We start from the raw sequence: 21,895 nt of genomic DNA, 5'->3' as shown, positions 1-21,895 counted from the left end.
CGTGCGAACTGCTTGCCAAGAAAAGTCTTTTATGGTAAGATAATTGTGTTTGTACTGTAGGAGGTGTGGAAATGACAGTTCTTAAAGTGATTTTAACGGTAATCTTCCTGATTATATGTGTGGCTATGGTTGTGATCGTGCTGATGCAGGAGGGCGATCAGTCTGGCCTTACCGGTTCCATCAGCGGTGGTTCCGGAACATTCTGGGAGAAAAACAAGGGACGTTCGGCAGAGGGAAAGCTGGAAAAGCTCACCAAGTATGCGGCGGTTCTTTTCTTTGTACTTGCCCTTGTTCTGAATATTCTCTAATCAGAAATTGTGAACAGAAAAAACAGGACCCGATTACCGGCCAAGGCACAGATGATAACCTGGCGGTGAACGGGTCCTATTTTATGGAGAAATATGGAAGAAAAAAAAGTTTTGGAAGAACAGAAGAAACGGCTTCTGGAGCTGTTTCATCATAAAGATTATGTGCCCATGAAGGTGAAGGAACTGGCGATCCTTCTGGGGGTGCCGAGAGAGGAGCGCCCGGCGCTCCAGGCAGTGCTGGATGCACTGCTGTCCGAGGGAAAGATCGGAATATCCAAGAGGGGAAAGTATGCACTGGCGGAAAACTTTCTGATCACGGGAACCTTTCTTGGAAATAAAAAGGGCTTTGGATTTGTGACAAGAGAAACGGAGCCGGGAAAAGAAAAGCAGCAGGATTTATTTATTCCGGAGACCGAAACGGGAACCGCCATGGACGGCGATACCGTCCAGGCAGCGCTGCTTTACGGACATTCCTATGGGCGCCGGAAAAATCCCGAGGGCCGTGTGGTTCGGGTACTGGAACGTGCCCATAAACAGATCGTTGCTACCTATGAAAAATGTAAGAATTTCGGCTTTGCTGTGCCGGTAAATCTGAAGCTGGGGAACGATGTGTTTATCCCGGAGGAGGCTTCCATGGAAGCGGACAACGGGGAACGGGTTCTGGTAGAAATCCTGGATTATGGAAATGCCAGAAAGAATCCCGAGGGCCGCGTGGTGGAGATCCTGGGACCGGCGAATGCCCCGGGCGTGGATATTTTATCAGTGGCAAAGGCTTACGGCTTTGAAAGTGAGTTTCCGGCGCAGGTCATGGAGGAGGTAAGAAAAATCCCCACGGAGGTGCTTCCGGAGGAGCGGGAGGGCCGCATGGATTTTCGGGATCTCCAGACGGTAACCATAGACGGAGAGGATGCGAAGGATCTGGATGATGCCATTACCCTTTCGGAAAAGAACGGTGTGTACCGCCTCGGCGTACATATCGCGGATGTGTCCCATTATGTGAAGGAGGGAACGGCGCTGGATAAGGAGGCATTGAGCCGCGGAACCAGCGTGTATCTGGTGGATCGGGTGATCCCCATGCTGCCGAAGGAGCTGTCCAACGGGATCTGTTCGTTGAATGCCGGTGCAGACAGGCTGGCCTTCAGCTGTATCATGGAAATTGATCAGAAGGGGCGTGTTCTGGGCCATGAAATCGGAAAGTCTGTGATCCGGGTGGATCGGCGCATGACCTATACGGCAGTTAATGCGGTGATTTCCGGTGATGAAACGGCAGAGAAAGAGCATGAGGAGTTTGTGCCGCTGTTTCTTCGGATGAAGAAATTGTCGGATATTCTGCGGGAAAAGCGCCGGAAGCGCGGCTCCATCGATTTTGATTTTCCGGAGAGCAGGATCCTTCTGGATGAGAAAGGACGGCCGGTGGAGATCAAGGCTTATGAGCGCAATGCGGCAACCATGCTTATCGAGGATTTCATGCTGCTGGCCAATGAAACGGTGGCGGAGGATTATTACTGGCAGGGACAGCCCTTTGTCTATCGGACCCATGAAAATCCCGATCCCGATAAGATTCGGGAGCTGGGGCTTTTGATCAGCAATTTCGGGTATCATCTCCGGACAAATCAGGAAGAAATCCATCCGGGAGAGCTTCAGAAGCTGCTGGCAAAGATCCAGGATGCACCGGAGGAGGATCTCATCAGCCGTTTGACGCTGCGCTCCATGAAACGTGCCCGATATCAGACAGACTGTATCGGACATTTCGGGCTGGCAGCCAAGTATTACTGCCATTTCACCTCGCCCATCCGCCGTTATCCGGATCTGCAGATCCACCGGATCATGAGCGATGCCCTGAGCGGCCATATGGATCAGAGGCGGCAGGAGCATTATGAAGACTGCCTTCCGGCTGTCTGTGTCCAGTGCTCCAACAAGGAACGGCAGGCAGACGATGCCGAGCGGGAAGTGGAGAAGATGAAAAAATGCCAGTACATGGCTCATCGGATCGGTGAGGTTTATGACGGCGTGATCTCCGGCGTGACCGGCTGGGGAATGTATGTAGAGCTTCCAAATACAGTGGAGGGAATGATCGCTCTGGCAGCCATGGACAGCGATTACTATGAGTTTGATGAAAAACAGTACCGCCTTGTGGGCGTCGGAACGGGAAAGATTTATAAGCTGGGCCAGAAGATCCGTGTCCGCGTCATGGCAGTTGACCGGGTGGGCAGTACCATTGATTTTATGCCGGAGGAGGATTCGTAATGGCAAAAGAAAGTTATAAGCTGGTGGCTAATAATAAGAAGGCATACCATGATTACTTCATTGACGACACCTATGAGACCGGGATCGCCCTGGCAGGAACAGAGGTGAAATCAATCCGCATGGGGAAATGCAGTATCAAAGAGTCCTTTGTGAAGATCGAAAAGGGAGAGGTTTACATCTACGGTATGCACATCAGTCCTTATGAAAAAGGAAACATCTTCAACAAGGATCCCCTCCGGGTTCGGAAGCTTCTGCTCCATGGATATGAGATCAATAAGCTCATCGGAAAGATCCAGCAAAAGGGCTGCACACTTGTACCGTTAAAGGTCTATTTTAAAGGAAGCCTTGTAAAAGTCGAAATCGGTCTGGCACGCGGAAAAAAACTTTATGACAAACGCGCCGACATCGCCAAAAAAGATCAGAAACGCGAAGCCGAAAAAGAATTTAAAATCAGAAACTTGGGATAAGCACTGAGCCGTGCAAAAAGATCGGTCAATGCCGAAGAAAGCTTGCTTTCGAAAGGCAGATGACCGATCTTTTTATAGGGCGAACGCCCGCATCCAGAAAAAACAAAGTTTTTTCTGGATGGGAACGGCGAAGGATGTACCGTCGAGCAGAGCCGTGGAGGGCGAACGCCGGAAGCAACGGCGAAGAAAGCAGAGCCGTGCAGGCGAAGGCTTACACCACACACACAATTTCCATGAGGTGCTGTGACAGGATTTTATTTCCGATATTCCGAAGCAGCTTTTTCTGCCACATGGAGGCGATGAAGGTCTACATCAGTGGGCAGAGTGCAGTCGGCACCGAGGATCCAGCGTTTATCGCCGAAGGTATCCATGATCTCATGAACGGCGGCGATGATTTCCTCATCGGTTCCGTCCACCAGCACACCGTCACGGTCATCGAGACCGCCTAAGTATACCTTGTCTTCACCAAAGATCTTCCGGCCTTCGATCAGGCTGGGATTGTCGGAGAATACGCCCCAGTTGTAAACCGGAACATCGTATGCCTTGTAGCGGTTCAGGTTCAGATGATCCTTGCACATATGGAGCACGTTGCAGGGCGCATCCTTGGCGGCCTCCAGAATCTGAAGCTCGTAAGGCTTTACAAAGGTCTCGAATTCCTCATCGGTGAGCAGGAAATCTTCTCCTCCGAGAGCAGCATAGTAAACGCCGTCACAGCCGGCAGCCAGACATTCCTTGGAAAGGGTTGTCAGATAGTCAGCCAGAATGCCGAATACATGCTTCATGCCTTCCGGATTTTCACGGAGATATTCCACCAGGATCGCACGGTTTTCTTCAAAATTCTTTTCCACACCTACCAGTGCATGGAATGCGGAAGCGATGATCCCGTGAACGGTGATCAGCATAACAGCTTCTCCGTTCATTTTGCTGCAGATGTTCTTTACAAGCTCCACTTCACGGGTGATGATCGGATCATCATGGGAGATGGGCTTCATCTTATTGAGATCAGCGGCACAGTTGATCTCGGTCTGTCTCGGAACCGTATTTTCATTCATGATCTTGCACAGAGAGGTTCCGCTTTCCCGGAAAAATTTCAGGTGGGTATCAACGGCAGCCTGGCCATATTCATTTCCGGCAGGAAAGTGAAGCCAGAAGCCGCAGGGCATTTCATCGGGGCGCTCGCCGTTCAGAACCGCAAGTACCTGTTCTTTCTTTGTCATAGTGAGACTCCTTTCATCGGTCAGCAGGATTTGAAGAGATCCCGCCACTAATATGATTAGTTATAGTTTGATTATATACAGAAGCACCGGGAAAATCAACCAGATTTTATAAGGCAGCGGCCGGTAAAATTTATCTTGCCCGTTGCCAAAACAGGAGCAATTTGTTATAATACCCGGAAGAACACAGGATTTTCAGTGCCGTATGGCGGGAGACATACGGGTAAAAGGGAACCGGGTGGGAAGCCCGGACGGTCCGGCCACTGTAATCAGGGAGTGAACCTGCAGGATGTCATTGTATGGAGGAAAGTCCATATGAGAAGGCGCGGGGAAACGAAGATCTGTAAGTCAGGAAACCTGCTGAAAAGGTTGGTGAATTGCTTCCGAAGAAAGCACAGGGTTCATCGAATAAAGCTGCGAATTTTATTCAGATTCACCGACGGGTACACGGCCGCTTCCTGGGGCCGATATTTTTGTGCAATGACACAGACAGGAGGAATTATGAAACGTAGAGGCATGAGTATTCTGGCTCTGCTGCTGTCCTGCTCTATGGCGCTTTCTCCGGTTTCCTATGTAAGGGCATCGTCATCGTCGGTTTTGGAAGAATCTGAAACGGCAGCCGAGGAAGAGACAATACCGGAGGAAACAAAAGCACCGGAGCAGAAACCGGAGGAAGAAACCGGGACAGAACCGGAAACGAAAGAATCTGAGACTGTGGAAACGGTTCCGGAAACAGAGTCTTCCGTGGAGACAGAAGCCGGAGAAACAGACCCAGAAGAAACCAAAACGGAAACAGATGCAGAGACGGAGACCGCAGAAGAACCGACGGAGGCAGAAGCGGAAACGGTGCAGCCGACAGCATCTGTACGAAAAGAAGAAGTAAAGAAGATACAGAAAACTGCAGCTGATGCAGCGGAGACCATTGAGGAGATCGCACTTTTCGCAGCAAGGGAGACAGGACTTGCAGTGGCACCGACTATGGCGATTACCGGTGTTAATGTGCTGAAAAGTAATCCTGAGTCCGAGGACGGATACAGCGAATACGGGATGTTTCCGATCACAGATGCGGTCTGCACGGTAAAAGGAGATCAGATTGAGATCACCTTTCATACAGGCAGAAAAAAAGTTTTCGATGGAATCTATCTTGGTTTAAAGAGTGATGAAGGGAAGACCGTACAGTACAGCGGAAGCGGAAGTCCCGTGACGTTTACAATCCAGGTACCGTTATCAAAGAAAAATACCTGGATTCCCGTTACCCTGTATCGTTCAGATAAGGGAACCTGGAATGATAATGAGCTCTGGCTCAGCATTCCGGATGTAACAACTTTGACAAAGCAGCCGGAGGCAGCATCGAAGAAGAGCGGAGAAACAGTTTCGCTTTCCGTGGCAGCTGCCGGAACGGCCTCTTACCAGTGGCAGAAGAGCAGCGACAACGGTGCGACCTGGACAGACTGTCAGGGAGCCAATGTGGCAGTTTATGAATTTACCATGAGTGCTGAGACGGCCGGTCTGTACCGCTGCAAGGTAACAGCTGAGGGAAAGATCGGAACCGTTTCCGAGAACGTACAGGTAAGCGTGGCAAGCGAACAGGAGGGATATGTTTCCGATGATGGAGTATCCGCTGTTTATGCGAGTGATGATACCAAGAAGCCCGGACAGGTCTATTCGATGTTTAAAATCGGTGCATCAAGGGTTACGGTAAAGGGAGACCGTCTGGAGGTAAGTATTTGGGTGAAGCCTGCCAGCAGTGGAAAATTCTCCTATGATGCAATTTATATCGGAGACCGGAATGATGAAACGAAGGAGCCGGTCGTTCTTGGGGCAGAGGATCCGACTATGAGCGACAAGCTTCAGAAGTTTACCTTTACGGTACCTGTTTCCATGGCAGGAGGAGAAGTCCACTTTGTCCCGAGAAGTGCTTCCAAGGGAACCTGGAGTGTTACAAGTTCGCTGGCGTTTAAGCTTCCGAAGCTTTCCGATTTCAAGAAGCCTTCGGTGATCAATATTACGACTCAGCCCAAGGATGTAACCGTTAAGGCAGGAAAGCCTGTAACACTTTCGGTTGAGGCAGCAGGAGAAGCGGGCGTGACCCTGTCCTATCAGTGGCAGAAGAACAATGGAACCGAATGGGTAAACTGTGACGGAGACGGTGCACAGACCGCTTCTTATGGATTTACTATGAGCGAGGCGATGGCAGGAAGCTATCGCTGCCGGATCACAGACAGCACCGGAACAACGGTGACTACCAATTCTGTCAGTGCGGTGATCGCGACGGCACCGGCCGTGACCGGAACAGCTGTCTGCGTAGTAAAGAACAGCGGCGCGGTGTTCACAATGTTTAAAATCGCTGATTCCAGGGTTGTAGAGGATGGCGATGAGCTGGAAATCACCATTACCACAAAAAATACATCGTTTGATGAGCTGTATCTCGGGGAAAATGATGAGGAAAATAAGACTCCGGTGATCCGGGGAACAGAACTGACGGATGGTGGATGGAGCTTCACATTCCGCGTACCGAAGAGCCAGAAGGGTGCGGTTCTGCCTGTAGCTCTCCATAAAGTGAAGGACGGAAGCTGGTACACAAACCAGGATCTCTGGATCTATATTCCTGATGAGGGAATTGAAACCATTCCCACCGCAGAAAATGAGATCAGACTGACAGAGGGCGGAACAGGAACTGCCTCCAAGAAGCTGAATATCCAGAGCTCCAAGGCAGTATTAAAGGGTGATTCCGTGATCGTAACCCTGAATGTGACCGGAAAAGAGTATGACCGTCTCTACCTCGGGGTCCAGGCGGATTCCAATAAAACACCGGTGATCAGTGGAAGCTATTCGGCGGAAACCGGTCTGACAACCTTTACCTTTACGGTTCCGGCAGAAAAGCAGGGCATGAATATTCCGGTGACACCGGGAACCGCAAACAGCTGGTTTACGTATGCGAGAGACTTGTTTATCAGCATTCCCAACCTGGCCGGAAATGCCAATACTTCTGCAGACGGTATTTATGATCTTTACGGATCGGCTTATCCGGCAAGCAATACCTACAGCCTGAATTTTGAGCGGGAGAGCAGTCTTACCATCAAGGGCGATACCGCGACGGTGACCATGGTTACCCAGGCAGGAAATTATGACAAGCTGTATATCGGCGAAGTGTTCGATCCGGATTCGGAAAAGAATGCGAAAGCGGCAGAAGCCGTGGATCGTTCTGATATTGCCAGCGGATATAAGAGCTTTACCTTTACGATTCCCACCGCAGATCTCGGAAAGGATCTGAATTACGTGGTGCATCTGTCCAAGAGCGGTACCTGGGCAGTCAAGGCAGGAACGCTTCATATTAACGGAATCCTGCCGAAGACAGGGGACCTTCCGGATCCGGTTGATCCCAATCCGGTCGATCCGAATCCCGGCGTGAATGTTCCGGCAGACGGCATCTACACCATGGATGTTACCTCCAGCGCCGCCATGTTCCGCGTGGTGAACTGTGTGCTGACCGTTAAAGATGGAAAGATGAGCGCGGTTCTGACCTTAAGCGGAACCGGATACGGTTATTTGTATATGGGAACCAAGGAGGAGGCAGCCGCTGCGGCAGCATCCAGGTGGATTCCATTTGTGACGGATGCCGATGGAAAATATACCTATACCGTACCGGTGGAAGCACTGGACAAGGGAATTTCCGTGGCTGCATATTCGACAAAAAATAAAATCTGGTATGACCGGATCCTGACCTTTAACTCCGATACCCTGAAGAAGATCGGTGATGTGGATAATACAAAGCCTGCGGATCCTTCGAATCCGACAAAGCCGTCCGAGCCCGGAAACAACGGAACTGATAACGGAAACAATACGATTCCGGACAATGACGGCAAGGAAGATCATGAATCCAAGTATGAATCCGATACCAGCGGTTCTACAGCTAAGGTGGACAGCGCGACCGGACTGGCGGACGGCGTATATAAACCCGACAAGTTTTCCTGGTCTGGCGGAACCGGAAAGGTTCGGATCTCCTGCAACAAGATTACCGTGAAGAACGGTCAGGCTTATGCGACACTGGTATTCAGCAGCAGCTCCTATCAGTATGTAAAGGCAAGCGGAAACACCTATTACACCACAAAGAGCGGCGGATCGGCAATGGTTACGATTCCCATTGCATTAAATAAGAATAACAAGATTATCGGCATGACCACGAAGATGAGCGCGGCCCATGAGATCGAATACAGCATCTTCGTATATCTGGCTGTGGACGGAGCACAGTCCATCGGGGAGAACAGCAACAAGAAGCTGGATGAGGAAGCACCGGAGATCATTGGTCTGGAGTATCAGTCCGAGACCAAGCTGGATTATGCCGAGTATTTTAAGATTTATCATTATGATCAGGGGATTGTGCTTCTGGAGATCGATACCACAAAGGATACGGCAAGAGATCCGGAAAAACAGGAGTCTGAGGAGTCCGAGAGCACGGCAGATAACAAGGCAGATCAGACGGAAAGCAAGAAGACAGATGCTGCCGAAGAAACAGAAGATTTCTCCGGACAGGCGGCTGACAGCGATATCGTGGACGGTGAGGAGCTGGTTCCCAGCGAGGCAGAAAAGGCCGCAGAGCTCTATAAGGGCAATGTGGTAAAATATCTGCTGATCCCGGCCGGCGTGGAGGTTCCTGTTGGTCTGGAGGACGACATGATCCTGGTTCAGATGCCTGAGAAGGACGAGGATGCAGACGGGACCTCTGATACAAAGAAGGACGATACAAAGAATAAGGAATCTGCTTCTGAGAAGAAGAGCGATGAAGAAGAATGGATCACAGAGCGGAAGGCCTATGTGGCTGACGAAACACTTCTGGAGACCATGAAGGAGCTGGGTCTGTTAGACATGGTGGCAGCAGTCGGCATGGAGAAGGAGGAGTGCCAGGTTCCCGAGATCGTTCAGAAGATGGAAGCAGAGCAGGGCGAAAAGACGGCAGAGATCGTTTATGGCGGACTCTTTGATATGCCAGACTTTAAGACTCTGATCAAGCAGGAAGTCAATCTGGCTCTTATGCCGGCAGAGCTTCTTCCCAGGGAGGAAGAAACCGGTACCGAGAATGCAGACAGGACAAAGACTGAAGCAAAGGCTGTGACCGGAACAAAAACCGACAAGGCAGCCGCAGGCGAAACGGAGGAAACCGATGAGCCTCTTTCTGTGGAAGCACAGACAAAGCTTTATGAGGATCTGACTGAGAAGTTTGCCATGTTTGACATTCCGGTGATCGTGGACCGTTCCGCAGATGAAAAGACGGATCTTGCAAAATACGAGTGGATCAAGGTTTATGGTGTCCTGTTCGGCTGTGAGGAAAAAACAGACGAGCTGTTCCAGGATGCCGTGAAAGAAGCAAAGCAGCAGGAGAGCAGATCATGAGAAAGAAGTTTTATCGCCTGACCGCTCTGGCCCTGTCAGCAGTCCTCCTTCTGGGGGGCTGCGGCAGCCGGACGGCAGAAAATACAGAGACCACAAAGGCTGCGGCCGAGACGACGGCCGAAGCAGCGGAAACAAAGGAAAGCGAATCAAAGGCGGACGGAGAAACGGAAGCTGAGGAAAGCAGCAAGGCAGCTCAGAAAGACGAAAATGCACCGGAGCTTCCCGGACTGACTTATGAATCCACCATGGAGCTGACCTATGCGGAGTGCTTTGATGTATACAATTATGAGGGCGGCTATTCTCTGATCGATGTTCATGACAGCGCCAGATATCTGGTGGTTCCCGACGGGAAGGAAGCACCGGAGGGGCTGGATCCGGACATCATCGTGCTCCAGAAGCCGTTAAATAAGATCTATCTGGCGGCCACCTCTGCCATGGCATTGTTTGATTCCATCGATGCCCTGGATTCGATCCGGTTAAGCGGAACTCAGGCATCCGGCTGGTATATTGAGGATGCGGTGACTGCCATGAACGACGGAAAGATTCTTTATGCCGGAAAGTACAGCGAGCCGGATTATGAGCTTCTGGTAGACGAGGGCTGTAATCTGGCCATTGAGTCCACCATGATCCTTCACACGCCCAAGGTTCAGGAGATGATCGAAATGCTGGATATTCCGGTATTCATCGACCGATCCAGCTATGAGACCCATCCGCTGGGAAGAACCGAGTGGATCAAGGTTTATGGTGTCCTTACCGACAAGGTAAGCGAAGCAGAGCAGTTCTTTGAGGAGCAGACAAAGGTCATCAGTGACCTGAAGGATTTCCAGAACACCGAGAAAACGGTGGCGTTCTTCTATGTGAGCACCGATGGCTCCGTGGTTGTACGGAAGGCAACCGATTATATTCCCAAGATGATCGAGATTGCCGGCGGCCGCTATGTCTTCGCGGATCTGGCGGACGATTCCGGAAAAACCAACGTTTCCCTGTCTATGGAGGAATTTTATGCAACGGCAGTCAACGCCGACTATCTGGTATATAATGCGGCCATTGATTCGCCCATCCAGAGCATGGATGAGCTGATCGGCAAGAGCGAGCTGTTTGCAGATTTCAAGGCCGTAAAAGAGGGGAATGTCTGGACAACAGGAAAATCCCTGTATCAGGCAACTGACATCGTCGGAGAGCTGATCCGCGACCTGAATCTCATGCTGACAGACGGGGACGCTTCCCAGATGACCTTCTTAACAAAAGTACAGTAAAAGAGGAATGATATGCAGCAGAACTTTCACATGGAAAATTTTAAACGGCGCTCGCGTTATGTGCTGGTGTTCGCCGTTCTGACCGCAGCCTTTCTGGCCATCACGGTGCTGAATATCAATACGGGGAATGTGGATATTTCTGTTCCGGAGATCCTCCGGATCATCTTTAAGGGCGGAGGCTCCCAGACAGAGTATAACATCATCTGGAAGATCCGCCTGCCCCGGATCCTCATGGCGGCATTGCTGGGAGGGGCGCTGTCCCTTTCCGGTTTTCTGCTGCAGACCTTTTTTGAAAATCCGATTGCCGGGCCGTTCGTGCTGGGAATCTCTTCCGGTGCGAAGATGGTGGTGGCATTGACCATGATTTATTTTCTGGAGAAATTCCGGACGGTTTCCTCTTACACGCTGATCCTGGCGGCGTTTATCGGATCCCTGATCACGATCGGGTTTATCCTGCTGTTTTCAAGAAGGCTGCGCCACATGGCGACGCTTCTGGTGGCCGGTATCATGGTCGGGTATATCTGCTCTGCGGTTACGGATTTTGTGATTACCTTTGCAGAGGATTCTGATATCGTGAATCTTCACGGCTGGTCCCAGGGCAGCTTTTCGGGCATGAGCTGGAGCAATGTGGCAGTGGCGGCAGTGGTGGTCGGGATTACGGTCTGCATCACATTTTTCTTGTCCAAGCCCATCGGCGCGTATCAGCTTGGTGAGGCTTATGCACAGAGCATGGGGGTTAATATTAAGGCGTTCCGGGTGGCACTGATCCTGTTGTCCAGTATTCTGTCAGCCTGTGTGACGGCCTTTGCCGGCCCCATTTCCTTTGTCGGGATTGCCGTGCCGTATCTGATCAAGCAGTGTCTCGGCACCTCGCGGCCTCTGGTGGTGATCCCGGGAACATTCTTAGGCGGAGCCGTGTTCTGTATGCTGTGCGATCTCATTGCCAGAATTGCCTTTGCACCGTTGGAGCTGAACATCAGCACGGTAACCTCGGTGTTCGGTGCGCCTATCGTGATCTTTATGATGTTAAAACGGCAGAAAGGAAAGCGCTGATGGAAGAGTATTATCTGAAGCTGGAAAATCTGGAGGTGGGCTATGACGGAACCCCGCTGATCCATGATATCAATATCGGGATCCGGAAGGGGGAGATCGTGACCCTCATCGGCCCCAACGGCTCCGGAAAATCCACGATCTTAAAGAGCATTACCAGACAGCTGAAGCTCATCGGCGGAAAAGCCGTTCTGGATCAGAATGATATCGGTTCCATGTCTTATAAGAGCCTTTCCACGAAAATGGCGGTGGTTCTGACGGAGCGCATGAAGCCGGAGCTGATGACCTGTCATGACATTGTTGCCACCGGCCGTTATCCCTATACGGGACGACTGGGGATTCTGAGCCGGGAGGACGAGAAAAAGGTGGAGGACGCCATGTGCGCCGTCCATGCAGAGAATCTGGGAAGCCGGGATTTTAATGCCATCAGTGACGGACAGCGCCAAAGAGTCCTGCTGGCCAGAGCCATCTGCCAGGAGCCGGAGATCATCATTTTAGATGAGCCTACCTCGTTTCTGGATATCCGCCACAAGCTGGAGCTTCTGTCCATTCTGAACACCATGGCGAGGGAGAAGCAGATCACGGTGGTCATGTCCCTCCATGAGATCGATCTGGCCCAGAAGGTTTCTGATAAGATCCTCTGCGTCAAGGGTGAATATATTTCCCATTACGGCCGGCCGGAGGAGATCTTCCGGGAGGAGATCATACGGGAACTGTATGAGATCGATAACGGATCCTACGATCCCTGCTTCGGAAGCATCGAGCTTCCGGGGATTCTGGGAGAGCCGCAGGTACTGGTGCTTTCAGCCTGCGGGACGGGAATCCCGGTCTACCGCAGACTTCAGAAGGAGCAGATCCCCTTTGCGGCGGCCATTCTTTACGAGAACGATCTGGATTACCGGCTGGCCAGGGTTCTGGCGTCAAGAGTCGTTTCCGAGACCCCGTTTCAGGAGATCAGCGACCAAGCATTTTCGGAGGCACTGAAGCTGGTTCAGTCCTGTGACCGGGTCATCGATGCAGGTGTGCCCATCGGCTCCTGCAATCGCCGTATGGAGGAGCTTTTTAGGGCTGCGGGAGAAAAGCTGAAAAAAATCTAATATTTATAAAGAATTCAAAAAAAATAGAAAAAAACAAAAAAGCCGGACGCTGCGGGGTTGACAATCCGGGCGCTCCGGCTTATAATGTCAATACTGATTCTTCACAAACCAGGGCTTGTACTGGTTTCGACGGGGGTTCAGAAATCTGGGAAGCCATCCGTAGACCATGACTGCGTCACCAACATGGAAACCTAAATATAAACGCAGACGAACAGTTAGCGTACGCTGCTTAATTGCAGCTGTCGGCCTTAGGTCTCCCGCAGCTTAAGTAACCGGCATCGACGATGCGGGGAACTTCGCCTCCTAAGCTTTGCAGAGGTGGAAGATCTGATGAAGCTACTGAGCATGGAAGCCTGTCTTTCGGCATTCATGTGAGGGAATGTCCGTAGAGAGACTGTGATGGAAGAAACCTGGCTGGAAGGACTTTCGGACAGGGGTTCGATTCCCCTCAGGTCCATTAGAAAATGGATGAAAACCATGGCTTTTGGGCACATGGTAATCGAAAGGTAATCCCAAAGGTGATCAGACATATGTTCGATTGCCGTTGGGATCAGAAATTTCGACTCCTGGACAGACCTGCCCGGACCGATTCGGTTCCGGGCGGTTTTCATATAAAATACCGTTGCCTTGTAAACCGGGCAGGAATAAGACCTGCCGCTGTACAGAAGAGAAATACCACGGAGGTGACGAGGATGGATCAGGATATGAGAGACATGGTTCACATGATCATCGATGAGATGGCCCGTATGGAAGAGCGGATCTATAAACGCTTTGATTCCCATGAGAGCCGGCTTGGACGTATCGAAGAACGGCTCGATCGTATGGATCGGCAGCTGGATGCAATCTGGCATGAGGTCAATGCGAACCGTCTGGAGAAGGATACGCTGGTGATCATGGACAAGCGGATCACGCGGCTGGAACAGCTGGCCGGTGTGACAGTGTCTGTCTGATCTGCGGATACATAGGATTCGCGGATGATACAAAAGAGAAAAAACGGGAGCGCGGCCGGGATGGTTTGTGCTCCTGTTCTGTAATCGGAGACCGGTTCCCGAAAGAAAGGCAGTTCATGAAGGTTCTCAGAGTGAAGAAATATCTGAAATATGTGATTCTTAGTGCAGTTCTTATTTACCTGTTGTTTCTGATCATTCCCTATGTGAGCCATAAGGCAGTTTCGGAAGAACTAAAACAGTCGTTTTCTGCTGCGTCCTGTTACGGAACGGTGGCAGGAGAGGAGCGGGTTGCCTATGTGGCAGACAATGAGGAAGCATTAATCTGCCGGCTGCGTATGATCCATACGGCAAAAAAGGAGATCATTCTATCCACCTTTGATTTTAATGCGGACACCAGCGGAAAAGGGATGCTTTCGGCACTTCTGGAAGCATCGGAGCGCGGTGTGTCTGTAAAGGTGCTGATCGACGGGCTGAGCGGATTTCTGGATGTCCGCGGGAATCCCTATTTTCAGGCACTGGCCTTATCGGACAATGCTCAGATCCGGATCTATAATCCGGTAAATGGTTTAAAACCATGGAAGTTCCAGGCACGCCTCCATGACAAGTATGTGATCGCAGACGGTGTCCGGTATCTGTTAGGCGGGCGGAATACCGATGATCTGTTTCTGGGAAATTATTCAAAATCCCAGAATATTGACAGGGAGCTGTTTGTATGTACGGAAAGCGGTGCGGCCGGCCGGTCAGTCTGCCAGCTCCTTGATTATTTTGATGAAATATGGAATCTGGAAGACAGTAAAACGTTTCAGCCCGGACACTGGAATTCCAAAAAAGAAAAGGCCCGGAGTGAACTGGAAGATACGTATCGGCTGCTCACGGAACGATTACCGGAGGTATATGAAGAGAAACCGGACTGGACGGCAGAAACCATGCCGGTGAACAAGATCACGCTGCTGTCAAATCCAGTGGAAGCTGAAAATAAGGAGCCGAAACTCTGGTACTGCGCCGGTGAACTGATGAAAACAGGAACAGAAATCACAATCCAGACACCTTATATTATCTGCGGGCCGGAGATGTATCAGGATTTAACAGAAATCTGCCGGGGACGCCAGGTTGGGATTATCACCAATGCCGTGGAGAACGGGGCCAATCCATGGGGATGTACCGATTATCTGAACCAGAAAAAGAAGATCCTTCATACCGGAGTTACGGTTTATGAGTTTGTCGGAACCCATTCCAGCCATACCAAGACGATCCTGATCGATGACCGCATGAGTCTGGTCGGTTCGTATAATCTGGATATGCGAAGTACTTATCAGGATACGGAGCTTATGCTGGCTGTGGATTCCGAAGAGCTGAACGCAGTGCTCCGGAAGGAGGCAGAAGCCGACATGGCCTCCAGCAGAATGGTAAGGAAAGGCGAGGAACCGGTTTCAGGGGAAGCATTCCATGAAAAACCCATGGGAATCGGGAAAAAGATCCTGTATAGTGTTTTAAGAATTGTGACGCTGCCGATCCGTCGGTTTTTATAGCGGCGGAAGCTGTTGTACAAATGCAGACAGGCAAAAAAGGCAGTCTGGAAAGTTTGAGAAAGACATTGACTTTTTCAGGAAAGTATATTAGTATAAGGAAAGACGAACGTTTGTTCTAAATAAAACGGTAACGAAAGAACAGACGGATTTTGAGCGGAGGAGAAATTATGATAAGAGAAGAGAAGCAGAAAGCCCTGGATGCGGCGCTGGTAAATATTGAAAAAGCTTACGGAAAAGGTGCGGTTATGCGTCTGGGTGATTCTTCTGCCCATATGAATATTGAGACGATTCCTACGGGATCTCTGAGCCTGGATATTGCTCTGGGACTGGGCGGTGTACCGAGAGGAAGAATCGTGGAGATTTACGGACCGGAGTCCAGCGGTAAAACAACCGTAGCGCTTCACATGGTTGCGGAAGTCCAGAAGCGTGACGGGATCGCCGGTTTTATCGATGCGGAGCACGCGCTGGATCCTGTGTATGCAAAGAGCATCGGCGTTGACATTGACAACCTGTATATTTCCCAGCCGGACAGCGGCGAGCAGGCGCTGGAGATCGCGGAAACCATGGTGCGTTCCGGTGCTGTGGATATTGTAATTATTGACTCGGTTGCAGCTCTGGTACCCAAGGCGGAAATCGACGGAGATATGGGCGATGCCCATGTGGGTCTTCAGGCACGCCTGATGTCCCAGGCCCTCCGGAAACTGACGGCTGTGATCGGAAAATCCAACTGCGTTGTGATCTTTATCAATCAGCTTCGTGAAAAGGTTGGAGTTATGTTCGGAAATCCGGAGACGACCACTGGCGGACGTGCACTGAAATTCTATTCTTCTGTCCGGCTGGATGTAAGAAGAATCGAGACGTTAAAGCAGGGCGGAGAGATGATTGGAAACCGTGTCCGTGTGAAGGTGGTAAAAAACAAAGTGGCACCGCCGTTCAGAGAGGCAGAGTTTGACATCATGTTCGGAAAAGGAATTTCCAGAGAGGGAGATATCCTGGATCTGGCTGCAAAGGAAAATATCGTGGAAAAGAGCGGGGCCTGGTATTCTTATAACGGGAACAAGATCGGACAGGGACGGGAGAATGCAAAGATCTTTCTGGCAAACAATCCGGAGATCATGTCTGAGATTTCCGAGAAGGTAAGAGCACATTACGGATTGACAGACGGTGCGCCGGCACCGGTCTGGGGAAATGAAAAAGCAGCAGAAGAAGACCGGAAAGAAGAGAACGATAAATAGGACCATTTTTTCTGAGGACTTGCTTTCAGACCGGAATAATGCTTGACAATAACCTTAGAAAAGTTTAAAATTGTATTGTTGTGATGCTCATGGTATTATCGGCCATAAGATACCTGGGCAGCGTACAATGAAAACTAAATAAGGAGGTGCTCCTGTGGGAGGAACTATGATAGCTGTAATCGTAGCAATTTTAATTACACTATGCGTTGTAGCTCCTGTTACTTGGTTCATTGCAATAGCATACCGGAAAAAGGTATACGAGAGCAAAATCGGAAAAGCGGAAGAGAAATCCCGGGAAATCATAGATGAAGCTTTAAAAGTTGCGGAAACCAAGAAGCGCGAAGCTCTCTTAGAAGCCAAAGAAGAATCCATGAAGACAAAGAATGATCTGGAGAAAGAGGTTCGGGAGAGAAGAGCAGAGATACAGCGTTACGAAAGACGAGTTTTAAACAAAGAAGAAAACTTAGAAAAAAGATCCGAGGCACTGGAGAAAAGGGAATCCGGCCTGGCGTCCAAGGAAGAACAGCTTGTGAAGAAGAAGAAAGAAGCGGAAGAGCTGCTCGAAAAGGAAGTGCAGGAACTGGAACGGATTTCAGGATTTACCTCCGAACAGGCAAAGGAATATCTTTTAAAGACTGTTGAGAATGATGTAAAGCACGACACTGCGAAGATGGTCAAGGAGCTGGAAGCCAGAGCAAAGGAAGAAGCCGGTAAGAAAGCAAAAGAATATGTGGTTACTGCGATCCAGAAATGTGCAGCGGACCATGTGGCAGAATCTACGATCTCTGTGGTACAGCTTCCTAATGATGAGATGAAGGGACGGATCATCGGACGTGAGGGTCGTAACATTCGAACCCTGGAAACACTGACAGGTGTTGATTTGATTATCGATGATACTCCGGAAGCAGTGATCCTTTCCGGATTTGATCCGATCCGAAGAGAGATCGCAAGAATCGCTCTGGAGAAGCTGATCGTAGATGGACGAATCCATCCGGCCAGAATTGAAGAAATGGTGGAGAAAGCCCAGCGTGAAGTTGAAACCATGATCCGTGAGGAAGGCGAGGCCGCTGTCCTTGAGGTAGGCATTCATGGAATCCATCCGGAGTTGATAAAACTTCTGGGTAAGATGAAGTTCCGGACCAGTTATGGTCAGAACGCATTAAAGCATTCGATTGAGGTAGCACATCTTTCCGGCCTTCTGGCAGCGGAAATTGGTGTGGATGTTCGTATGGCAAAGAGAGCTGGCTTGCTTCATGATATTGGCAAGGCAGTGGATCATGAAATGGAAGGCTCGCATATTCAGCTTGGTGTTGAATTATGCAGAAAATATAAGGAATCCCCTGTGGTTATCAATGCAGTGGAATCCCATCACGGTGACGTGGAGCCTGAAACCCTTATCGCCTGCATCGTACAGGCCGCAGATACCATCTCTGCTGCTCGTCCTGGTGCGCGCCGCGAGACAATCGAAACATATACCAATCGGTTAAAACAGTTGGAAGATATCACGAACTCGTTCAAGGGAGTCGAGAAATCTTTTGCCGTTCAGGCAGGGCGGGAGATCCGCATTATGGTAGTGCCGGAACAGGTAAGTGACGACGATATGGTTCTGATGGCGAGAAATATCGCAAAACAGATCGAGTCGGAGCTGGAATATCCCGGACAGATTAAAGTTAATGTGATTCGAGAATCCAGAGTAACGGATTACGCAAAATAGTTATAAAAGAAAACGGACAACAGAATAACAATCTGATGTCCGTTTTTTGTTACCGCGGAGAGCCAAGCGGCTGACCGCGCTGGCGCAGGCTCAGCCATTTGGCAACCGCGCTCATCCATGGAATTTGCGGAGCAAATTCCATGGATGAGTCAAGAAAATCCGGAGGATTTTCTTGAGTAACAAAAAAATAATAAATAAAGAGGCAAGCGGCTGACTCAAGGAAATCCGGAGGATTTTCTTGAGTAACAAAAGAGTTATATGGATATACCAGAAAGGAGTTCTTATGGAAGAAATTAAACGGATCAAACGTGAGCTTGCTTATCAGGGCAGGATCTTAAATATTTACCGCGATTATATGTCTCTTCCCAACGGCCATACAGCAGTCTGGGATTATGTGGAGCATAAGGGCGCTGCAGCGGTGGTAGCTGTGGCAGATGATGGAAAGATCCTTATGGTACGCCAGTACCGTAATGCACTGGAGCGTTATACGCTGGAGCTTCCGGCGGGAGCTGTAAATGAAGTAGGAGAACCGAAGGAGGTCTGTGCAGCCAGAGAACTGGAGGAGGAGACCGGTTATCGGGCAGAGTCGCTGGAGTGGCTGATCAATGTCAACACAACGGTGGCGTTTTGTAATGAGTTTATCGGGATCTATCTGGCGGAGAAGCTGATCCCATCAAAGCAGCATCTGGATGAGGATGAGTTTCTGAATGTGGAGGCACATGAGCTGGATGAGCTGGTTCAGATGATCCTGGATGGACGGATTACCGATGGAAAAACAATTGCAGCGCTTCTGGCCTATAAAGTAAAGCGGGGCAGATAAAAGGAAAAGCTGATAGCTCATATTTCCGGCGGCCTGTTCATATAGTAGAACAGCAGACAGGCCGGGGCTGTGTGTTCCTGTGCCGGAAAGGACAGGAATGTCATGGGAAAAGAAAAGCGGCTGATACAGGTGGGTGGAGCAGTGTTTTTCGGAGCAGTTCTTCTTGGAACGATCGCAGCAAACCTGATTGGCAGACATAGTACGGACAGTTTTTCGGTTTATTTGTCACAGCTTCAGAATGCGGTTAATCGTGTATCTTTTTCCAAAGAAACTTATTTTTTTTACCTGTTAAGACTTCGGCTCATGGAAGTGGGAGCAGTCTGGTTATTATCCATGACATCCTTTGGGGGTGTATGCCTTTGGGCGGTGATTCTGTGGCTGGGATTTTCCGGCGGAGTTCGGATTTCCATGGCAACGCTGGTCTACGGAGGACGCGGGATCCTGTTTTTTCTTGCCAGTATCTTGCCGCAGATCATTTTTTATATTCCGGCAGTTCTCCTGCTTTGCGGAAGAGGCTTCGGAATCTATCGGTTTATGAAGAAACAGCGGGACTGGGGGCAGTATCGGAGAATTCGTATGACGAAAGATATTCTTATGCTACTGATTCTGATCTTATGTATCCTTCCGGGAATTATCTGCGAAAGCTATGTAAGTCCGCTGCTTCTGAAACTGTTTTTCCGGTAGTCGCGAAGTAAACAGAGTTCTTTTTGGATTTCCCGGAGCAAGATTGACAGCGTGAACAGGCAGTGTTAAGCTGAATATAAGGACAGAAATAGAAATCTGGCTGCTGAAAGAAAAGGAGGAATTACGATGAAGGTATTGATATTAAACGGAAGTCCCAGGATGAAGGGCAACACAAAAGCGGCACTTTCAGCTGTGGCAGATGGAATCAGAGAAGGGCTGAAGCCGGAAGAACTGGAAATTTATGACGTGTCAAAGCATAAGCTTTCGGCCTGTCTTGCCTGCGATGGCTGTAAGAAAAACGGAGGAACCTGTGTTCAGCCGGACGATACAGCGGAACTGATCCAGAAGATTTATGATGCCGACATTCTGGTATTTGGAACTCCGGTTTATTTCTGGGGTATGTCCGCGCAGTTAAAGATGGTGGTGGACAAGCTGTATTCCAGGGATGATGCATTGAAAAAGCTGGATAAAAAGGTTGGCCTGGTGACGATCGGGGCAGCAGCTCTTGATGATCCGGAATATAAGCTTATTGAGGATCAGATGGTATGTATCTGTGACCATTTCGGATGGAAGCTGACCTTCTCTTATCAGGTATCGGCATGGGAGGCCGGAGAACTGGAAGCGGATGAGGAGAAGATGAGTGTGTTCAGAGGAGCATGGGAGTCGATGGAAGAATAAAGGGAAGCTGACGCCGCCAGTCCACCCATGTATATCCGTGGCACATAGTTGAGCTGCCCCGGCCATACATGGGAAGTGGACTGGCGGCTGTTTTTTTATTTCATAGGAAAGTTCGTCCTATGAAATAAAAAACGCTCCGCGGGGATCGCACTGCGGCGGAACGGAAGATTGCCGCTTTGCGGCCCGCCGCAGGCGGAGAATCCTGCGAGCAGGATTCTTTTATTTACACCTGTTCTGCAATGTCGTATACGAGCTGTCTGGATTCTTCCCAGCCGAGGCAGGGGTCGGTGATGGAGCAGCCGTAGATGTGGCCGCCGATTTTCTGGCTGCCGGGCTCGATATAGCTTTCGATCATGACGCCCTTTACCAGGCGCCGGATATCCATGGAGTGGTTTCGGCTGTGAAGAACCTCCTTCACGATCCGGATCTGCTCCTGATACTGCTTGTTGGAGTTGGAGTGATTCGCATCAACAATACATGCCGGATTCTTCAGATCACGCTTACCGTACATATCACAGAGGAGACGAAGATCCTCATAATGGTAGTTCGGCTGGCTTTGACCGTGCTTGTTCACTGCACCGCGGAGGATTGTGTGAGTGTAAGGATTGCCATCCGTGTGAACCTCCCAGCCGCGGAAAATGAAGGTATGACCATGCTGCGCGGCCATGACGGAGTTCAGCATAACCGAATAATCACCACTGGTGGGATTCTTCATGCCGGCGCCGACATCCATACCGCTGACAGTCAGACGGTGCTGCTGATTTTCCACAGAACGGGCACCGACTGCCACATAGGAAAGCAGATCGGAAAGATAGCGGTAGTTCTCCGGATAAAGCATTTCATCGGCAGCGGAAAGACCGGTTTCTTTTAAAACGCGCATATGAAGCTTTCGGATTGCCAGAAGTCCCTCAAACAGATCAGGTGCTTTTTCCGGGTTGGGCTGGTGAAGAATGCCTTTGTAGCCGTCGCCGGTGGTTCTGGGCTTATTGGTGTAGACTCTGGGAACGATGAGAAGACGATCCTTCGTATCCTCCTGAACACGGATCAGCCTGGAAACATAGTCACAGACAGAATCCTCATTGTCGGCAGAGCAGGGACCGATGATCACCAGGAAACGGTCATCCTTTCCGGTTAGGATATCACGGATCTCCTGATCCCGTCTGTGTTTGAGCTGGGTCAGTTCCTCGGAAAGAGGAAACTGGTGGCGGATCTCCGCCGGGGTCGGAAGCTTGCTGATAAATTCAAAGCTCATGAT

Annotated in this window: 16 protein-coding genes, 1 other RNA gene and 1 riboswitch; of the genes, 15 read left to right on the top strand and 2 right to left on the bottom strand. The window is 50.1% G+C overall.

Annotated features, from left to right (window positions below):
- Positions 1–71 precede the first annotated feature (71 nt).
- The 3 genes from secG (at position 72) to smpB (ending at position 3,022) form a co-directional block, all read left to right on the top strand.
- The gene (secG, locus tag ACTQ3K_RS07650) at positions 72–308 is read left to right on the top strand and encodes a preprotein translocase subunit SecG (RefSeq protein ID WP_441566931.1); all 237 of its coding nucleotides are present in this window, start codon (positions 72–74) and stop codon (positions 306–308) included.
- A 93-nt stretch (positions 309–401) separates the two neighbouring features.
- Positions 402–2,555 carry a ribonuclease R gene (gene rnr / locus ACTQ3K_RS07645; RefSeq protein WP_441566933.1) on the top strand — a complete coding sequence of 718 codons (2,154 nt, stop codon included), beginning with the start codon at positions 402–404 and terminating at the stop codon, positions 2,553–2,555.
- A complete protein-coding gene (gene smpB, locus ACTQ3K_RS07640; RefSeq protein WP_441566935.1) occupies positions 2,555–3,022 on the top strand; it encodes an SsrA-binding protein SmpB in 468 nt (155 codons plus the stop codon). Before rnr ends, smpB begins: the two co-directional genes overlap by 1 nt.
- Positions 3,023–3,276: 254 nt before the next feature.
- Here smpB and ACTQ3K_RS07635 read toward each other — a convergent pair whose 3' ends face one another.
- Entirely contained in the window at positions 3,277–4,239 is a 963-nt protein-coding gene (locus ACTQ3K_RS07635; RefSeq protein ID WP_441566937.1) for a uroporphyrinogen decarboxylase family protein, read from the bottom strand.
- Positions 4,240–4,415: 176 nt separating this feature from the next.
- Positions 4,416–4,615, top strand: a riboswitch (cobalamin riboswitch).
- Positions 4,616–4,737: 122 nt separating this feature from the next.
- On the opposite strand from ACTQ3K_RS07635, the gene ACTQ3K_RS07630 reads away from it, so the two are divergent.
- The 12 genes from ACTQ3K_RS07630 (at position 4,738) to ACTQ3K_RS07575 (ending at position 20,640) form a co-directional block, all read left to right on the top strand.
- Positions 4,738–9,627 carry an immunoglobulin domain-containing protein gene (locus ACTQ3K_RS07630; protein WP_441566939.1) on the top strand — a complete coding sequence of 1,630 codons (4,890 nt, stop codon included), beginning with the start codon at positions 4,738–4,740 and terminating at the stop codon, positions 9,625–9,627.
- Positions 9,624–10,883, top strand: a complete 1,260-nt coding sequence (locus tag ACTQ3K_RS07625; protein ID WP_441566941.1) for an ABC transporter substrate-binding protein — start codon at positions 9,624–9,626, stop codon at positions 10,881–10,883. Before ACTQ3K_RS07630 ends, ACTQ3K_RS07625 begins: the two co-directional genes overlap by 4 nt.
- Positions 10,884–10,913: 30 nt before the next feature.
- Positions 10,914–11,936, top strand: a complete 1,023-nt coding sequence (locus ACTQ3K_RS07620) for a FecCD family ABC transporter permease (RefSeq protein ID WP_441566943.1) — start codon at positions 10,914–10,916, stop codon at positions 11,934–11,936.
- Positions 11,936–13,030, top strand: coding sequence for an ABC transporter ATP-binding protein (locus ACTQ3K_RS07615; protein ID WP_441566945.1), 1,095 nt, complete (start codon positions 11,936–11,938; stop codon positions 13,028–13,030). Before ACTQ3K_RS07620 ends, ACTQ3K_RS07615 begins: the two co-directional genes overlap by 1 nt.
- 111 nt (positions 13,031–13,141) lie before the next feature.
- Positions 13,142–13,490, top strand: a transfer-messenger RNA (tmRNA) gene (gene ssrA / locus ACTQ3K_RS07610).
- Between the two features lie 232 nt (positions 13,491–13,722).
- On the top strand, positions 13,723–13,980 hold the full coding sequence (locus ACTQ3K_RS07605) for a hypothetical protein (RefSeq protein ID WP_441566947.1): 258 nt from the start codon (positions 13,723–13,725) through the stop codon (positions 13,978–13,980).
- Positions 13,981–14,096: 116 nt separating this feature from the next.
- Entirely contained in the window at positions 14,097–15,509 is a 1,413-nt protein-coding gene (locus tag ACTQ3K_RS07600; RefSeq protein ID WP_441566949.1) for a phospholipase D-like domain-containing protein, read from the top strand.
- Between the two features lie 167 nt (positions 15,510–15,676).
- A complete protein-coding gene (gene recA, locus ACTQ3K_RS07595; RefSeq protein ID WP_441566950.1) occupies positions 15,677–16,744 on the top strand; it encodes a recombinase RecA in 1,068 nt (355 codons plus the stop codon).
- Between the two features lie 166 nt (positions 16,745–16,910).
- Positions 16,911–18,458, top strand: coding sequence for a ribonuclease Y (gene rny, locus ACTQ3K_RS07590; protein WP_441567011.1), 1,548 nt, complete (start codon positions 16,911–16,913; stop codon positions 18,456–18,458).
- Between the two features lie 283 nt (positions 18,459–18,741).
- Positions 18,742–19,278, top strand: a complete 537-nt coding sequence (locus ACTQ3K_RS07585) for an NUDIX hydrolase (RefSeq protein WP_441566952.1) — start codon at positions 18,742–18,744, stop codon at positions 19,276–19,278.
- A 102-nt stretch (positions 19,279–19,380) separates the two neighbouring features.
- The gene (locus ACTQ3K_RS07580) at positions 19,381–19,962 is read left to right on the top strand and encodes a stage II sporulation protein M (RefSeq protein ID WP_441566954.1); all 582 of its coding nucleotides are present in this window, start codon (positions 19,381–19,383) and stop codon (positions 19,960–19,962) included.
- Between the two features lie 126 nt (positions 19,963–20,088).
- Positions 20,089–20,640 carry a flavodoxin family protein gene (locus ACTQ3K_RS07575; protein WP_441566956.1) on the top strand — a complete coding sequence of 184 codons (552 nt, stop codon included), beginning with the start codon at positions 20,089–20,091 and terminating at the stop codon, positions 20,638–20,640.
- Between the two features lie 223 nt (positions 20,641–20,863).
- On the opposite strand, the gene ACTQ3K_RS07570 is transcribed toward ACTQ3K_RS07575, so the two are convergent.
- Entirely contained in the window at positions 20,864–21,892 is a 1,029-nt protein-coding gene (locus ACTQ3K_RS07570; RefSeq protein WP_441566958.1) for a 3-deoxy-7-phosphoheptulonate synthase, read from the bottom strand.
- Positions 21,893–21,895 lie beyond the last annotated feature (3 nt).

The sequence above is a fragment of the Candidatus Paralachnospira sp. LCP21S3_A2 genome, assembly GCF_052118925.1.
Lineage (GTDB): Bacteria > Bacillota > Clostridia > Lachnospirales > Lachnospiraceae > Lientehia.
The sequence above is the reverse complement of the archived record's forward strand: the minus strand, read 5'-3'. Positions and strand labels throughout refer to the sequence as shown.

Excerpts from the sequence above, each read along its gene's own strand:
- secG (WP_441566931.1), top strand. The coding sequence starts at position 72 with ATGACAGTTCTTAAAGTGATTTTAACGGTAATCTTCCTGATTATATGT.
- rnr (WP_441566933.1), top strand. The coding sequence starts at position 402 with ATGGAAGAAAAAAAAGTTTTGGAAGAACAGAAGAAACGGCTTCTGGAG.
- smpB (WP_441566935.1), top strand. The coding sequence starts at position 2,555 with ATGGCAAAAGAAAGTTATAAGCTGGTGGCTAATAATAAGAAGGCATAC.
- ACTQ3K_RS07635 (WP_441566937.1), bottom strand. The coding sequence starts at position 4,239 with ATGACAAAGAAAGAACAGGTACTTGCGGTTCTGAACGGCGAGCGCCCC.
- ACTQ3K_RS07630 (WP_441566939.1), top strand. The coding sequence starts at position 4,738 with ATGAAACGTAGAGGCATGAGTATTCTGGCTCTGCTGCTGTCCTGCTCT.
- ACTQ3K_RS07625 (WP_441566941.1), top strand. The coding sequence starts at position 9,624 with ATGAGAAAGAAGTTTTATCGCCTGACCGCTCTGGCCCTGTCAGCAGTC.
- ACTQ3K_RS07620 (WP_441566943.1), top strand. The coding sequence starts at position 10,914 with ATGGAAAATTTTAAACGGCGCTCGCGTTATGTGCTGGTGTTCGCCGTT.
- ACTQ3K_RS07615 (WP_441566945.1), top strand. The coding sequence starts at position 11,936 with ATGGAAGAGTATTATCTGAAGCTGGAAAATCTGGAGGTGGGCTATGAC.
- ACTQ3K_RS07605 (WP_441566947.1), top strand. The coding sequence starts at position 13,723 with ATGGATCAGGATATGAGAGACATGGTTCACATGATCATCGATGAGATG.
- ACTQ3K_RS07600 (WP_441566949.1), top strand. The coding sequence starts at position 14,097 with ATGAAGGTTCTCAGAGTGAAGAAATATCTGAAATATGTGATTCTTAGT.
- recA (WP_441566950.1), top strand. The coding sequence starts at position 15,677 with ATGATAAGAGAAGAGAAGCAGAAAGCCCTGGATGCGGCGCTGGTAAAT.
- rny (WP_441567011.1), top strand. The coding sequence starts at position 16,911 with ATGATAGCTGTAATCGTAGCAATTTTAATTACACTATGCGTTGTAGCT.
- ACTQ3K_RS07585 (WP_441566952.1), top strand. The coding sequence starts at position 18,742 with ATGGAAGAAATTAAACGGATCAAACGTGAGCTTGCTTATCAGGGCAGG.
- ACTQ3K_RS07580 (WP_441566954.1), top strand. The coding sequence starts at position 19,381 with ATGGGAAAAGAAAAGCGGCTGATACAGGTGGGTGGAGCAGTGTTTTTC.
- ACTQ3K_RS07575 (WP_441566956.1), top strand. The coding sequence starts at position 20,089 with ATGAAGGTATTGATATTAAACGGAAGTCCCAGGATGAAGGGCAACACA.
- ACTQ3K_RS07570 (WP_441566958.1), bottom strand. The coding sequence starts at position 21,892 with ATGAGCTTTGAATTTATCAGCAAGCTTCCGACCCCGGCGGAGATCCGC.